The organism is Subtercola sp. Z020, from assembly GCF_002931235.1.
Taxonomy (GTDB): domain Bacteria; phylum Actinomycetota; class Actinomycetes; order Actinomycetales; family Microbacteriaceae; genus Subtercola.
This window is the reverse complement of sequence record NZ_PSTT01000064.1, coordinates 1-14,289: the sequence shown is the minus strand read 5'-3', so window position 1 is coordinate 14,289 and position 14,289 is coordinate 1. Positions and strand designations below refer to the sequence as shown.

The following is a 14,289-nucleotide window of genomic DNA, read 5'->3' as shown; positions in this document are numbered from 1 at the left end:
GGACCGCGTTATGGCAACCATCTACGACTGCACGGTTCCGGGCGAACTCCTCGCCGGTACGCGCCTCGCGCGGGCGGCGATCTCCCGCGGCGAACTGGTGGTCATCCCCACCGACACCGTCTACGGTCTCGCCGCCGACGCCTTCAATCCGCAGGCCGTGCAGCGCCTGCTCGATGCCAAGGGGCGCACCCGCCAGTCGCCTCCGCCCGTTCTGATCGGCGACGTGCGCACGCTCGACGCGCTGGCCGCCTCGCTCAGCCCCGCCGCCCGCCAGCTGACCGCGGAGTTCTGGCCCGGCGGCCTGACCATCGTGGTCGATGCCCGGCCCTCCCTGATGTGGGACCTGGGGGAGACGCGCGGCACGGTCGCGCTCCGCCAGCCGAGCGACCCGCTGGCCCTCGAACTGCTCGCCGAGACCGGGCCGCTGGCCGTCTCGTCTGCCAACCTCACGGGCCAGCCGGCCGCCACCAGTGCGGCGGGTGCCGAAGGGATGCTCGGCGACAGCGTCTCGGTGTACCTCGACTCCGGGCATCCGCTCGCCGCCGACGCCCTGCCCTCGACGATCGTCGACGCGACCGACCCCGAGCAGGTGCGCATCATCCGCGTGGGGGCGATCCCGGTCTCGGAGATCAGGCGTGTCGTCGGCGACGCGCTGATCGAGTCGGCCGACTGAGCCCGTGCGTTTCTACCTCCTCATCGGCGTCATCTCGGCGGTCATCACCTTCGCTCTGGCGATCCTCGTCTACAAGCTGAGCACGAAGTACCGGCTGTACCCGAAGATCCGTGAACGGGATGTGCACACCCGGCCGACGCCGCGCCTGGGCGGAGTCGCGATGTTCTGCGGCGTGCTCATCGCGGTGGGCATCGCATCGCAGGTCAGCTGGTTCCGGCTGGTCTTCATGAATCCCGGCCCGATCCTCGCCATTCTCGGGGCGGCACTCATCGTCGTGCTGATCGGCGTCGCCGACGACATCTGGGACCTCGACTGGGTGGTCAAGCTGGCCGGGCAGATCATCGCCGCCCTGCTGCTGGCCTGGCAGGGTGTGCAGATCGTGTCGCTGCCCATCGGGGGGCTCACGATCGGCTCGAGCGGGGCATCCCTGTTCATCACCGTGCTCGCCATCGTGCTCGTGATGAACGCGATCAACTTCATCGACGGTCTCGACGGGCTCGTCGCCGGGGTCGCCATCATCGCCAACGGCACGTTCTTTCTCTACAGCTACCTGCTCACGAAGTTCACGTCGCCGACCGACTACTTCAACATGGCGTCGCTGATCACCGCCGTGCTGATCGGGGCCTGCGTGGGGTTCCTGCCGCTGAACTGGCACCCGGCGAAACTGTTCATGGGCGACGCGGGCTCGATGCTCGTCGGGCTGCTGATGGCCACCAGCGCGATCGCGGTCACGGGCCAGATCGACCCGGGCACGCTGGGTCGGTCGCAGCTGCTGCCCGCGTTCATGCCCATCCTGCTGCCCTTCGCGATTCTGATCCTGCCCCTTCTCGACTTCGGGCTGGCCATCATCCGGCGGCTGCGCGCAGGCAAGAGTCCCTTCAGCGCAGACCGCAAGCACCTGCACCACCGCCTCCTCGACATGGGGCACTCCCAGCTGCACGCCGTGTTCATCTTCTACGGCTGGACGGCGGTCGCATCCGTCGGCTGCCTGCTGTTCTTCGTACTGCAGCCGTACTGGCTGGCCTTCCTCTTCCTGGGGGTGGGGATGCTGGTCTGCACCGTGCTCACCCTGGCCCCGCTGACGCGGCGCAAGGCTCTCGAGGCGACCGTGCAGCTCGCGCCCGCCGCAAGCCTCATCTCCACCGAAGGAGCCGTGCTCGATCCTCTCGATCAGGCCGGCGACCAAAAGAAAGTCTGACACTGTGTCCTCTCCCACGCCGACTCTCAGTTCGACGCCCATCCTCCGCCGCGCCCTCGTGGTCGGCGCCGTCTTCACGGTCGCCCTGATCGTGGTCGGGGGAGTGGTGGGGTACTTCGTCGACTCCTGGACGGGTGTCACGAGCGCGGTCATCGGCGCGGCGATGGCGTTCGTCTTCCTCGCGATCACCGCAGCGAGCATCCTGATCGCCAACCGGTACTACGCCTCGCCCCTGTTCACCGCGCTCTTCTTCGCGATCGTGCTCGGTGCCTGGCTGCTGAAGTTCGTCATCTTCCTCGTGGTGGCTCTGCTCCTGCGCGGGCAGGAGTGGGTGAACACCCCGGTTCTGTTCCTGTGCCTCATCATCGGGGTGATCGGTACCCTCATCGTCGACATGGTGGTCGTCGTACGCAGCCGCATGCCGTACGCCAGCGACGTGTCGCTGCCCGGCTCAGCGGGAGTTCTACCGAATGTCGAAAAGAATGGCCGAAACGGCGAAAATAAGCTCAATTCACCGCCTGACGATTCGTCTCCCACCCCCAAAGCTTGATAGAGTGATGTCTGTTCGAACCGCTACCGGGCGCAGTATTCCATGGCCCGATCTGTAGCAACACCCCCCATTCGTCGACGCGAGAGCTGAGCTCCACGCCCCGATACAGGAGAAAGCGCTGCTATCTAACGCTGTAAACCTGCTAGTCCCGACAGCAACCGATGAAGGTGGCTTTACGGGTCCCTCCATCAATGAGTTTTTTCCTGATGTTCTGTTCTTCGCCGGTACGCCGTTCGAACTGAACCGCATCATGATCATCCGGTTCATCGCGGTACTGGCCATCATCATCGTCTTCTGGCTCGGCACGCGAAAGATGAAGATCGTTCCCGGCCGTTTCCAGAGCCTCGTCGAGATGGGCCTCGACCTCGTTCGAGTGAACATCGCCGAAGACCTGCTCGGCAAGAAAGACGGTCGCCGGTTCCTGCCGATCCTGACCACCATGTTCTTCATGGTGCTGTTCATGAACCTGACCGGCATCATCCCGTTCCTGAACATTGCCGGCACCTCGGTGATCGGTGTGCCGCTCGTTCTGGCGATCGTCTCGTACGTGACCTTCATCTATGCGGGCGTGCGCAAACACCCGGCCGCGTTCTTCAAGAACTCGCTGTTCCCGCCCGGAGTGCCGCCGGTGCTGTACATCATCGTGGCCCCGATCGAGCTGGTCTCGACGTTCATCCTCCGGCCGATCACGCTGACGCTCCGACTCCTGATGAACATGATCGTCGGCCACCTGCTGCTGGTGCTGTTCTTCACGGCGACCTCGTTCTTCCTGCTGCTCGGCAACGGCTTCTCGCTGTTCAGCATCGGAACACTGGCCTTCGGCTTCGCCTTCACCCTCTTCGAAATCCTGGTCGCAGTACTGCAGGCGTACGTCTTCACACTGCTCACGACCGTCTACATCCAGCTCGCACTCGCAGACGAGCACTAGCACCCGCTGGAGCTCTCCCGGCAGAAGTGCCGGGGCTGTGAGAAGAACTACCGGGATCGGCATCCGCCGGTTCCACCACTACGGAAGGAAATCAACGTGGCAGACATCTCAGTACTCGCTGAGCTTCACGGCAACATCGCGACGGTCGGTTACGGCCTCGCGGCAATCGGCCCGGCCATCGGCGTGGGTATCGTCGTCGGCAAGACCATCGAGGGTGTGGCTCGCCAGCCCGAGCTCGCCGGTCGTCTCCAGGTGCTCATGTACATCGGTATCGCCTTCACCGAGGCGCTCGCGTTCATCGGTATCGCGACGTACTTCATCTTCACCTCCACCACCTAAGCCGTCTTTCTCGTTCTACATCTAGAAAGGAGAGAGCATGTCTTTTTCACTTGCAACGACAGCCATCAGCGCTGTCGTGCGTGCGGCTGAAGAGGGTGGCGAGGCCCACAACCCGGTGCTTCCCGAGACTCCAGACATCATCTGGAGCGCCGTCTGTTTCGTCGTGCTGTTCATCTTCTTCTGGCGTGCGGTTCTCCCGCGCATCAAGAAGCTGCTCGATGAGCGCGGCGAAGCGATCGAGGGCAACATCGAGAAGGCCGACGTCGCCCAGCGCGAAGCAGAGGCCGTTCTCGAGCAGTACACGGCCCAGCTAGCCGACGCTCGTGTCGAGGCCGGCACGATCCGTGAGCAGGCCCGTCACGACGGCCAGCGCATCCTCGCCGAGCTCAAGGAGCAGGCCAACTCCGAGGCTGCGCGCATCGCCGCGAACGCCCAGGCACAGATCGAGGCAGAACGCCAGGCAGCTGTCGTCTCGCTTCGTTCAGAGGTCGGCACGCTGGCCATCGACCTGGCATCCGGAGTCATCGGTGAGAGCCTGACCGACGACCGTCGTTCCGCGGCGATCGTCGACCGCTTCCTCGCCGACCTCGAGGCCAGCGAGACCCGCGCCGGCGGTTCGAGCAGCACCAGCAGCACCGGGGCGGTGTCTTCGTAGGCATGGGCAGCGCAACCAGAGAAGCCCTGGCTTCGTCGAAGAAAGCACTTGCAGCACTCCCCGTGGGTGCGTTGACGCTGTCGACCGGTGAAGACCTCTTCGCCGCCGGTCGAATCATCGGGGAGTCGGCACAGTTCCGTGGCCTCCTCGGTGACCCGTCAACCGAGCCGGCCGAGAAGAAGGCTCTCGTCGACGCTGTCTTCTCGAACCGGTTGGGTGCAGAGGCGTTGTCACTGCTGACCTCGATCACGACCGCCCACTGGTCGACTCCGGATGAACTGCTGGCCGGCATCGAAGAGATCGCGCTGCGCGTGGTCGCGTCGACCGCCCCGGCGGGCACCTCGATCGAGAGCGAACTGTTCTCGTTCGGCGAGGCCGTCGGCAGCGATGCGGGCCTCGAGCTCGCCATCGGTTCGACCCTCGGGTCGCCGTCGGCGAAGGTCTCGCTGGTCAACGCCCTCCTGGAGGGCAAGGCGAGCGAGCAGACCATCGTGATCGTGCGGCACCTGGTGCAGCAGCCGCGTGGTCGTCGCATCGCCGAACTCCTCAGCAATGCCGCGAACATCGTGGCCGATGCCTCGAACCAGTCGATCGCAACGGTCACGAGTGCTGCTCCGATAGCACCCGAACAGCTCGACCGCCTCACTGCAGCCCTCGGCCGCGCCTATGGGCGCGAACTGAAGATCAACCAGATCGTCGATCCGTCGGTGCTCGGCGGTCTTCGGGTCGTCATCGGCGACGATGTGATCGACGGCAGCATCGAGGCCCGGCTGAACGACCTGCGACAGAAACTCGCGGGCTGACGACTTTCCCGGGAGTCGGGTGCGCACGTTCGCCGAAAAGGCGAGCATCCACACTCCCGAGTATTACGCTTCACCTAAACAATAAGGATTGGCAATGGCAGAACTAACGATCAGCCCGGACGAGATCCGTAACGCTCTTCAGGATTTCGTCAAGTCCTACGAGCCCACCGCAGCCAGCGCTGTCGAGGTCGGTTACGTCATCGACGCTGCCGACGGCATCGCCCACGTCCAGGGGCTTCCGGGCGTCATGGCGAACGAGCTCATCCGCTTCGCCGACGGTACCCTCGGCCTCGCGCAGAACCTCGAGCAGGATGAGATCGGTGTCATCGTTCTCGGTGAGTTCAGCGGCATCGTCGAGGGCATGCAGGTCGAGCGCACGGGCGAGGTTCTCTCCGTTCCCGTCGGAGACGGTTACCTCGGTCGCGTCGTCGACCCTCTCGGCAACCCGATCGACGGTCTCGGTGAGATCGCGAGCGAGGGCCGTCGCGCCCTCGAGCTCCAGGCTCCCGGCGTGATGAGCCGCAAGAGTGTGCACGAGCCCATGCAGACCGGCATCAAGGCGATCGACGCCATGATCCCGATCGGCCGCGGCCAGCGCCAGCTCATCATCGGTGACCGCCAGACCGGCAAGACCGCCATTGCGATCGACACCATCATCAACCAGAAGGCGAACTGGGAGTCGGGCGACACCAACAAGCAGGTGCGCTGCATCTACGTCGCCATCGGCCAGAAGGGCTCCACCATCGCTTCGGTGAAGGGTGCCCTCGAAGACGCCGGAGCGATGGAGTACACCACCATCGTGGCGTCTCCCGCGTCAGACCCCGCCGGCTTCAAGTACCTCGCCCCCTACACCGGTTCGGCCATCGGCCAGCACTGGATGTACGACAGCAAGCACGTTCTGATCATCTTCGACGACCTGTCGAAGCAGGCCGAGGCCTACCGCGCCGTGTCGCTGCTGCTTCGCCGCCCGCCGGGACGTGAGGCATACCCCGGTGACGTGTTCTACCTGCACTCCCGTCTGCTCGAGCGTTGTGCCAAGCTCTCCGACGAGCTCGGTGCGGGCTCGATGACCGGCCTGCCGATCATCGAGACCAAGGCCAACGACGTGTCGGCATACATCCCGACCAACGTGATCTCGATCACCGACGGCCAGATCTTCCTGCAGTCCGACCTGTTCAACGCCAACCAGCGCCCCGCCGTCGACGTCGGCATCTCGGTGTCGCGGGTCGGTGGCGACGCGCAGGTGAAGAGCATCAAGAAGGTCTCCGGAACGCTGAAGCTCGAACTGGCCCAGTACCGCTCGCTCGAGGCGTTCGCGATGTTCGCATCCGACCTCGACGCTGCGTCACGACGCCAGCTGGCCCGTGGTGCCCGCCTGACCGAGCTGCTGAAGCAGCCGCAGTACTCGCCGTACCCCGTCGAGGAGCAGGTCGTCTCGATCTGGGCCGGAACGAACGGCAAGCTCGACGAGGTTCCCGTCGAAGACATCCTGCGCTTCGAGCGCGAGATGCTCGACTACTTCGGTCGCAACACCGAGGTGCTCACGAAGCTGCGCGAGACGAACGTGCTCTCCGACGACCTGGTCTCGGCTCTCGAGTCGGGTGTCGACTCCTTCAAGAAGGAGTTCCAGACCGGCGAGGGCAAGCCGCTTGCCTCCGTCGGGTCGGAGAAGTTCGATGCCTCCGAGAAGGAAGACGTCAACCAGGCTCAGATCGTGAAGGGCCGCCGGTAGATGGCAGCCCAGCTCCGGGTCTATCGGCAGAAGATCAAGTCTGCCCAGACGACCAAGAAGATCACCCGCGCGATGGAGCTCATCTCCGCTTCGCGGATCCAGAAGGCGCAGGCCCGGGTCGCAGCATCCGGTCCCTACGCCCGGGCGGTGACGAACGCGGTGTCGGCTGTGGCGACGTACTCCAACGTCGACCACATCCTGACCACCGAGCCTGAGAAGGTCGAACGCGCGCTCATCGTGATCTTCACGTCAGATCGCGGTCTGGCCGGAGCGTTCTCGTCGAACGTGCTGAAGGAGTCGGAGCAGCTCGCGACCCTTCTGCGGAGCGAGGGCAAGGAGGTCGCGTACTTCCTCATCGGTCGGAAGGCCGCCGCCTACTTCTCGTTCCGCAAGCGCCCGGCCGAGAAGACCTGGACCGGTGGAACCGACCAGCCCACGTTCGAGGTCGCCAAGGAGATCGGCGACGCGCTCGTCGACATCTTCGTGCGCGATGCATCCGACGGTGGCGTCGACGAGATCCATGTCGTCTACAACCGCTTCGTGAGCATGGTGACGCAGCTTCCCGAGATCGTTCGCCTGCTTCCCCTCGAGGTCGTCGAAGGTGACGAGGCGCCCGCGGGCACCGACGTTCTGCCGCTCTACGAGTTCGAGCCCGAGGTCGGCGATGTTCTGGATGCCCTGCTTCCGGTGTACATCGAGAGCCGCATCTTCAACTCGATGCTGCAGAGCGCCGCGTCTGAGCACGCCGCCCGCCAGCGGGCCATGAAGTCTGCGAGCGACAACGCCGACAAGCTCATCCGTGACTACACCCGCCTGGCCAACAACGCGCGCCAGTCGGAGATCACGCAGCAGATCTCGGAGATCGTGGGCGGCGCAGACGCGCTGACCCCCGCCCGCTGAGTTCGGCCCCCACTTTTACAGCAGATCCTTAGAAAAGAGAGAAGCAATGACACCGACAGCAACAGCCACTGAGCCAGCTGCCGCCGAGGCGAAGGCAGCCGGCATCGGCCGCATCGCCCGGGTCACCGGCCCCGTCGTTGACATCGAGTTTCCGCACGACGCGATTCCCGGTATCTACAACGCCCTGAAGTCGACGGTCTCGATCGAGGGCGTCGAGACGTCGATCACGTTCGAGGTCGCCCAGCACCTCGGCGACGACCTCGTTCGCGCGATCGCCCTGAACCCGACCGACGGTCTCGTTCGCGGCCAGGAGGTCACCGACACGGGCGCACCGATCTCGGTGCCCGTCGGCGACGTCACCAAGGGCAAGGTCTTCAACGTCATCGGCGAGGTTCTGAACGCCGACGACGACGGCACGATCAACGGCCAGAAGATCGAGATCACCGAGCGTTGGCCCATTCACCGCAAGCCCCCGGCATTCGACCAGCTCGAGTCGAAGACGACTCTGTTCGAGACCGGCATCAAGGTCATCGACCTGCTGACCCCCTACGTGCAGGGTGGCAAGATCGGTCTGTTCGGTGGTGCCGGTGTCGGCAAGACCGTTCTGATCCAGGAGATGATTCAGCGTGTCGCGCAGGACCACGGTGGTGTGTCGGTGTTCGCCGGTGTCGGTGAGCGCACCCGTGAGGGCAACGACCTCATCATGGAGATGGAAGAGGCTGGTGTCTTCGACAAGACCGCCCTGGTGTTCGGCCAGATGGACGAGCCGCCGGGAACGCGTCTTCGCGTCGCCCTGTCGGCCCTGACGATGGCGGAGTACTTCCGCGACGTGCAGAAGCAGGACGTTCTGTTGTTCATCGACAACATCTTCCGCTTCACGCAGGCCGGTTCCGAGGTGTCGACCCTGCTGGGCCGCATGCCTTCCGCCGTGGGCTACCAGCCGAACCTCGCCGATGAGATGGGCGTTCTGCAGGAGCGCATCACCTCGACGCGTGGCCACTCGATCACGTCGCTGCAGGCCATCTACGTGCCCGCTGACGACTACACCGACCCGGCCCCCGCGACGACCTTCGCGCACCTCGACGCCACGACCGAGCTCTCCCGCGAGATCGCGTCGCGCGGCCTCTACCCGGCCGTCGACCCGCTCACCTCGACCAGCCGCATCCTCGATCCCCGCTACCTGGGTGAGGACCACTACAACACGGCTGTTCGCGTGAAGGCGATTCTGCAGAAGAACAAAGAGCTCCAGGAGATCATCGCGATCCTCGGTGTCGACGAGCTGTCCGAAGAAGACAAGATCACCGTCTCCCGGGCTCGCCGCATCCAGCAGTTCCTCTCGCAGAACACCTACATGGCGAAGAAGTTCACGGGCGTCGAGGGATCGACTGTTCCGCTGAAGGACACCATCGAGTCCTTCACGGCCATCGCCAATGGCGAGTTCGACCACGTGGCCGAGCAGGCCTTCTTCAACGTCGGCAGCATCTCCGACGTCGAAGAAAAGTGGGCTCAGATCCAGAAGGAAGACAACTAACCGTGGCTGATGTCTCCGGCGCTGCCGCGACGCTGCAGGTCAGTGTCGTGTCGGCCGACCACGAAGTGTGGTCGGGCGATGCGACGCAGGTCATCGCGAAGACGACCGAGGGCGAGATCGGTATCCTCCGGGGTCACGAGCCTCTGCTGGCGATCCTGTCGGAGGGCGAGGTTCGCGTGACGCTGTCTGACGGCAAGCGCATCGTCGCCCGCGCCGACCAGGGCTTCCTGTCGGTCGAGAACGACCGCGTCACGATCGTGGCGCGCGCCGCAGAACTGGTCTCGTAGCGTTTGTCGGTACTGCACCGTTGTTGATATTGCTTCCGCCCTCTGAGACCAAGAGGGACGGCGGCACGGATGATCGGCTCGACCTGTCTTCGCTCAGCTTTCCGAAGCTGAAGACGCGTCGGGCCGATCTCGTTCGTGCCGTGCGTGCGATGTCGCGGGACCCTCTCGCCGCGGCTTCGGCTCTCAAGGTATCGCCCGCGCTGGCTGCCGTCGAGGTGGCTCGGAACCGTCGGCTGACGCTCTCGCCGACCATGGCGGTGCTCGACCGGTACACGGGTGTCGTCTTCGATGGGCTGGATGCGCCCTCGCTGCCTCCGGCGGCGCGGGCGTTCGCGTTCGAGCACGTCGGCGTGCATTCGGCGCTCTTCGGGCCGGTGCTGGCGGGGGACCGCATCCCCGCGTACCGGCTGTCGCACGACTCGCGCGTACCTGCGGCTGCGGCTTCGCCCGCCGGGGCTGCGGCTTCCACGGGCGCCGCGCCGCCCGCCGGGGCCACTCCGCTCACCGTCCCTGCGCCGCCCGCCGGTACCGCGCCTTCCGCGGGCGCCGCGCCTTCCGCGGGCGCCGCGCCTTCCGCGGGTTCAGGACCTTCCTTGCATGCCGCGCCTTCCGCGGGCGCCGCCCCGCGCATCGCGCCCCCACTGTCGCTGAAGAAGCACTGGGCCGCGCCCGTCTCGGCGGCCCTCCGCTCTCACCCGGGCCTGCTTCTCGACTTCCGCTCCGAGGGGTACGTCGCCCTCGGCCCGGTCGACGGTCGGCCGAACTCCTACTTCCTCCGCGTCTTCACCGTCGGCCCGGGTGGGGAACGTCGCGCCCTCAACCACTTCAACAAGAAGGCCAAGGGCGAGCTCACCCGCGCCCTTGTGCTCGCAGGAATCGACTTTGCGTCGGTCGACGACCTTCTCGCCTGGGCCTCCTCCGCCGGCTTCGACCTCCGCCTCTCGGCTCCCAGCGAGCTCACGCTCACCGTCTGACCCTCCTAACGGTCTCACCGTTCAGGTGCGGGCGACAACGCAGACCACACATCGATGCTCCGGTTCGCTCGACTGCGTGCTCACGCAGCCCGGAAGCACCCCTCGACGTGGTCGTCGACGACCCCCGCCGACTGCATCAGGGCGTACATGGTGGTTGGGCCGACGAAGCGGAACCCGAGAGTTCGGAGGGCCTTACTCAGGGCGACCGACTCCGGCGTCGTCGCCACGAAGTCGGCGACGCTGCGCGGCCTCGGCGGTGCGAGTGCGGGCCTGAAGCTCCAGAGCAGCCGGTCGAGCGCACCCTCGCCGCGGTCTTGTAACAGCTTCTGCGTGATGCGGGCGTTGCCGATGACGGCGGTGATCTTGCCGCGGTGGCGGATGATCGCGGCATCGTGAACGAGACGCTCGACGTCGTCGTCGCCGAAGGCCGCGACCGCATCGATATCGAAGTTCTGGAACGCGGCGCGGAACGCCGGGCGCCGTCGCAGAATCGTGATCCACGACAGCCCGGCCTGAAAACCCTCGAGGCTGATCTTCTCGAACACCTTCCGGTCGGTGTGCAGCGGCGTTCCCCACTCCTCATCGTGGTAGCGCAGGTACTCCGGATCGGAGCCGGCCCACGCGCACCGCGCCACCCCGTCATCACCCACCAGCAGCTCGGAGTCGCTCATACGTGGTGCTCGATGCGTTCGTGCCCGAGCAACCAGATCTTCGTGGGCAGCCCGTTACCCGCGCTGTAGCCGGTGAGGCGGCGGTTCGAAGCGAGCACACGGTGGCACCCAACGAGGATGGGTACGGGGTTGGCGCCGACGGCTCCGCCCACGGCACGGCCCGATCCCGGTCGCCCCGCTGCGACGCCGAGCTCGCCGTACGAGAGCGCCTCGCCCCACGGTACGAGAGACAGCTGGTGCCAGATGTCGCGTTGGAACGGCGTGCCGGTCACGTCGAGTGGCACGGTGAATTCCGTGCGGTGGCCGGCGAAGTATTCGGCCAGTTGCACGACGGCATCGTCGAGGAGGGCGTTCGGTCGCTCGCTGTCGGAGTCGTGGGGGAGAGCGCCGGCGCACTCGATGGAGAGCGAGGTGACGCCCGTCTCGGAGGCCGTCAGTTCGAGCCGCCCGATCGGGCTGGTGGTGCGGATGAGGAATGGTGTTGCTGTCATGGCTCGACTGTAGCGCTGGGTCACGACGCCAAGACGGAGTCATCCCAACTGTGGATAAGTTCGATCGATTCGGGCAGCTGTGGAGGAGAATCCGGGAGGTAGCGTGGGTGAGGACATGGACTCCCTCACAGCACACAACGACTACGGCGACCTGCCGCTCGACGAGAGCGCGCTCGACCCCGATCCGCTCCGGCAGTTCGCCACCTGGCTCAGCGAGGCCGAGGCGGCCGGGGTCGACGAGCCGAACGCCATGGTCGTCGGCACGGTCGACCCCGACGGTGCGCCGAACAGCCGCACGGTGCTGCTTCGGGGGGTGGATGCCCGGGGGTTCGCCTTCTACTCGAACTACGACTCGCAGAAGGGGCGAGGGCTCGCGTCGACTCCCGCCGCATCACTGCTGTTCCCGTGGTACCTGTTGCACCGGCAGGTCATCGTGCAGGGCCGGGTGTCGCGGTTGGGCGCGGCCGAGAGCGACGCCTACTTCGCCAGCCGCCCCCGCGGATCGCAGCTGGCGGCGATCGTCAGCCAGCAGTCCCAGCCGATCGCATCCCGCGCCGAGCTCGAGCAGAGGGTCGCCGACCTGTCGCGGCTGCTGAGCGGCCCCGACGGCGAGGAGCTGCCCGCCGAGCGCCCGGCGAACTGGGGCGGCTACGTCGTCTCACCCCGCCGCATAGAGTTCTGGAAGGGCCGCACCTCCCGTCTGCACGACCGCCTCGTCTACACCCGCGACTCGCCCGACACCCCCTGGGAGGTCACGCGCCTGCAGCCGTAGGCCGCCTGCCGGCTCGCTGCCGGTGCCCATGCTCCGCAGCCGGCCGGGCTCGCGGTTCACGAGCGTGAGGCGCTGGCCTGAGCGGCACGGCCTCGGTTCGTGACGACGAGCCAGCCGCGGGTCGGTGCCGGTCAGTGGCCGGTGAGGGGGCCGAGGAGGCGGGCCACGCGGGAGGGGCGGCCGGTCAGGCGCTCCTCGGTGTCGGCGAGGTCGGCCGAGAGCAGGCCGAGGTTCGAGCCGGCGAAGCGGAGGGGCTCGGGCTCCCAGCGCGGCGAGAGGTGGTTGACCCAGGGCAGGCGGGTCAGGTCTGCGCCGGGGGAGACGAGGCTCGGGTCGGTGCCGGTCAGGAGCGCGGTGAGGGTGCGGCCGGCGAGGTTGGTGGTGCTGAGGCCGTCGCCGACGTAGCCGCCGGCGTACGCGATTCCGGTGCGGGGGTTGAACGAGGCGGAAGCGTGCCAGTCCCGCGGAACACCGATCGGCCCGCCCCAGCGGTGCGTCACAGCCGCGTCGAACGCATCGGGGAAGAGGTCGACCAGGGTTGCGGCGAGGTGGTCGAAGACCCGGCCGACGCTGTCGAACGACGGCCGGATGCTCGAACCCCAGTGGTAACGGGCGCCGCGTCCGCCGAACGCGAAGCGGTTGTCCGCGGTGCGCTGCCCGTAGATGAGCAGGTGCCGGTAGTCGCTGAAGGTGTTGCCGTGGGCGATTCCGGTGGTCTGCCAGAACTCGTCGGGCAGGGGCTCCGTCGCGATCATCAGCGAGTACAGCGGCAGGATGCGGCGGCCGACACCCGCGAGCTGCGACCCGTAGGCCTCGGTGGCGATGACGATGCGCTCGGCAGTGACGGTGCCGGTGCCGGTGCCGCCAGCGCCGCCGACGCGAGGTGTGTCAGCGAACCGGGTGGCGGTGCGGGATGCCTCGGCAGGCGCCCCGGGCGTGGGGCGGAACGTCACCCGGCCGGGCGTGAAGACGGTGACCTCAGTGTGCTCGTGGATGCGCACGCCGAGCCCCTCGACGACAGCGGCCAACCCACGGACGAGCTTGCCCGGGTGCAGCCGGGCGCAGGCGGGATCGTGGGTCACCCCGAGCGCACCGGCGGGTCGGCCGGCGGTGAGCGACGGCGGAGCAGAGGCCGCGGCCGACGCCGACGCCGAGTCGCCAGCGCATGTGAAGGGCGTGTACGTGAGGCGGTCGACGCCGAAGTGCTCGGCCTCCTCGACTTCGGCGCGGGCGGCGGCCACCTGCACGGGGCTCATCGCGTAGGTGAGGGTGCCGCCCTGCGCGAAGTCGCAGTCGATCCCCTCCAGCTCGGTGGCGCGGCCGACCTCCGCGACGGTGGCCACCATCGCGCGGCGCATGGCGACGGCGGCGTCGAATCCGTGGCTGCGGGCGAGGGATGCCGCCGAGCGCGGGAAGAGCGCCGAGCACCAGCCGCCGTTCCGCCCCGACGCGCCGAACCCGACCGTCTCCTTCTCGAGGATGACGATGCCGAGCGATGGATCCGTTCGCGCCAGGTAGTAGGCGGTCCACAGGCCGGTGAGGCCGCCGCCGATGATGCAGACGTCGGCGGCAAGATCGGATGCCGGCGCCGAACGGTCGCTCGCGGCATCCGGAGCCGTGCCCGCTGACCCCATGGGCGCCGGCTCGTCCCAGAAGTTGTTCACAGTGACTCCGTTCGGCCGGCGAGACCGTCAGTTGCGGGCGAGACGGTCAGCTCTACGTGACCGTTTCGGCCGCAGCTGACCATCTCGCAGAGGCGAGGGATGAGGGGGGAGGGGAGGGGGC

16 protein-coding genes are annotated in these 14,289 nt (G+C 66.7%); 13 read left to right on the top strand and 3 right to left on the bottom strand.

The annotated features are described in order from the left end of the window. Positions 1 to 10 precede the first annotated feature (10 nt). The 12 genes from C5B96_RS08130 to C5B96_RS17815 all read left to right on the top strand — a co-directional run bounded on the left by C5B96_RS08130 (position 11) and on the right by C5B96_RS17815 (position 10,570). A complete protein-coding gene (locus C5B96_RS08130) occupies positions 11 to 673 on the top strand; it encodes an L-threonylcarbamoyladenylate synthase (protein WP_104244728.1) in 663 nt (220 codons plus the stop codon). Positions 674 to 677: 4 nt separating this feature from the next. After that, the gene (locus C5B96_RS08125; protein ID WP_104244726.1) at positions 678 to 1,871 is read left to right on the top strand and encodes an MraY family glycosyltransferase; all 1,194 of its coding nucleotides are present in this window, start codon (positions 678 to 680) and stop codon (positions 1,869 to 1,871) included. A 4-nt stretch (positions 1,872 to 1,875) separates the two neighbouring features. Further along, a complete protein-coding gene (locus C5B96_RS08120) occupies positions 1,876 to 2,421 on the top strand; it encodes a hypothetical protein (RefSeq protein WP_233189084.1) in 546 nt (181 codons plus the stop codon). A 118-nt stretch (positions 2,422 to 2,539) separates the two neighbouring features. Beyond that, positions 2,540 to 3,349 (top strand): F0F1 ATP synthase subunit A, encoded by an 810-nt coding sequence (gene atpB / locus C5B96_RS08115; protein ID WP_369826456.1) that lies wholly within the window; start codon positions 2,540 to 2,542, stop codon positions 3,347 to 3,349. 105 nt (positions 3,350 to 3,454) lie between these two features. Further along, positions 3,455 to 3,688 (top strand): F0F1 ATP synthase subunit C, encoded by a 234-nt coding sequence (atpE, locus tag C5B96_RS08110; protein WP_369826455.1) that lies wholly within the window; start codon positions 3,455 to 3,457, stop codon positions 3,686 to 3,688. Between the two features lie 37 nt (positions 3,689 to 3,725). Next, on the top strand, positions 3,726 to 4,343 hold the full coding sequence (locus C5B96_RS08105) for a F0F1 ATP synthase subunit B (protein ID WP_104244720.1): 618 nt from the start codon (positions 3,726 to 3,728) through the stop codon (positions 4,341 to 4,343). 2 nt (positions 4,344 to 4,345) lie between these two features. Further along, on the top strand, positions 4,346 to 5,146 hold the full coding sequence (locus C5B96_RS08100) for a F0F1 ATP synthase subunit delta (protein ID WP_104244718.1): 801 nt from the start codon (positions 4,346 to 4,348) through the stop codon (positions 5,144 to 5,146). 94 nt (positions 5,147 to 5,240) lie between these two features. Further along, on the top strand, positions 5,241 to 6,878 hold the full coding sequence (gene atpA / locus C5B96_RS08095; RefSeq protein ID WP_104244716.1) for a F0F1 ATP synthase subunit alpha: 1,638 nt from the start codon (positions 5,241 to 5,243) through the stop codon (positions 6,876 to 6,878). Continuing rightward, entirely contained in the window at positions 6,879 to 7,778 is a 900-nt protein-coding gene (locus C5B96_RS08090; protein WP_104244714.1) for a F0F1 ATP synthase subunit gamma, read from the top strand. It begins immediately after the preceding gene. Between the two features lie 46 nt (positions 7,779 to 7,824). Continuing rightward, positions 7,825 to 9,309 (top strand): F0F1 ATP synthase subunit beta, encoded by a 1,485-nt coding sequence (gene atpD / locus C5B96_RS08085; RefSeq protein WP_104244712.1) that lies wholly within the window; start codon positions 7,825 to 7,827, stop codon positions 9,307 to 9,309. Between the two features lie 2 nt (positions 9,310 to 9,311). Continuing rightward, the gene (locus tag C5B96_RS08080; protein ID WP_199176597.1) at positions 9,312 to 9,596 is read left to right on the top strand and encodes a F0F1 ATP synthase subunit epsilon; all 285 of its coding nucleotides are present in this window, start codon (positions 9,312 to 9,314) and stop codon (positions 9,594 to 9,596) included. Positions 9,597 to 9,625: 29 nt separating this feature from the next. Continuing rightward, complete coding sequence (locus C5B96_RS17815; RefSeq protein WP_233189082.1) at positions 9,626 to 10,570, top strand: YaaA family protein; 945 nt, start codon at positions 9,626 to 9,628, stop codon at positions 10,568 to 10,570. An 80-nt stretch (positions 10,571 to 10,650) separates the two neighbouring features. Here C5B96_RS17815 and C5B96_RS08070 read toward each other — a convergent pair whose 3' ends face one another. Further along, positions 10,651 to 11,241 (bottom strand): DNA-3-methyladenine glycosylase I, encoded by a 591-nt coding sequence (locus tag C5B96_RS08070; RefSeq protein ID WP_104244710.1) that lies wholly within the window; start codon positions 11,239 to 11,241, stop codon positions 10,651 to 10,653. Further along, positions 11,238 to 11,732, bottom strand: a complete 495-nt coding sequence (locus tag C5B96_RS08065; protein ID WP_104244708.1) for a methylated-DNA--[protein]-cysteine S-methyltransferase — start codon at positions 11,730 to 11,732, stop codon at positions 11,238 to 11,240. Before C5B96_RS08065 ends, C5B96_RS08070 begins: the two co-directional genes overlap by 4 nt. 115 nt (positions 11,733 to 11,847) lie before the next feature. Here C5B96_RS08065 and pdxH point away from each other — a divergent pair, with 115 nt between their 5' ends. Then, positions 11,848 to 12,504: a pyridoxamine 5'-phosphate oxidase gene (gene pdxH, locus C5B96_RS08060; protein WP_104244706.1), complete on the top strand. Its 657-nt coding sequence runs from the start codon at positions 11,848 to 11,850 to the stop codon at positions 12,502 to 12,504. Positions 12,505 to 12,635: 131 nt separating this feature from the next. Here pdxH and C5B96_RS08055 read toward each other — a convergent pair whose 3' ends face one another. Then, entirely contained in the window at positions 12,636 to 14,168 is a 1,533-nt protein-coding gene (locus tag C5B96_RS08055; protein WP_233189081.1) for an FAD-binding oxidoreductase, read from the bottom strand. Between the last annotated feature and the right edge of the window lie 121 nt (positions 14,169 to 14,289).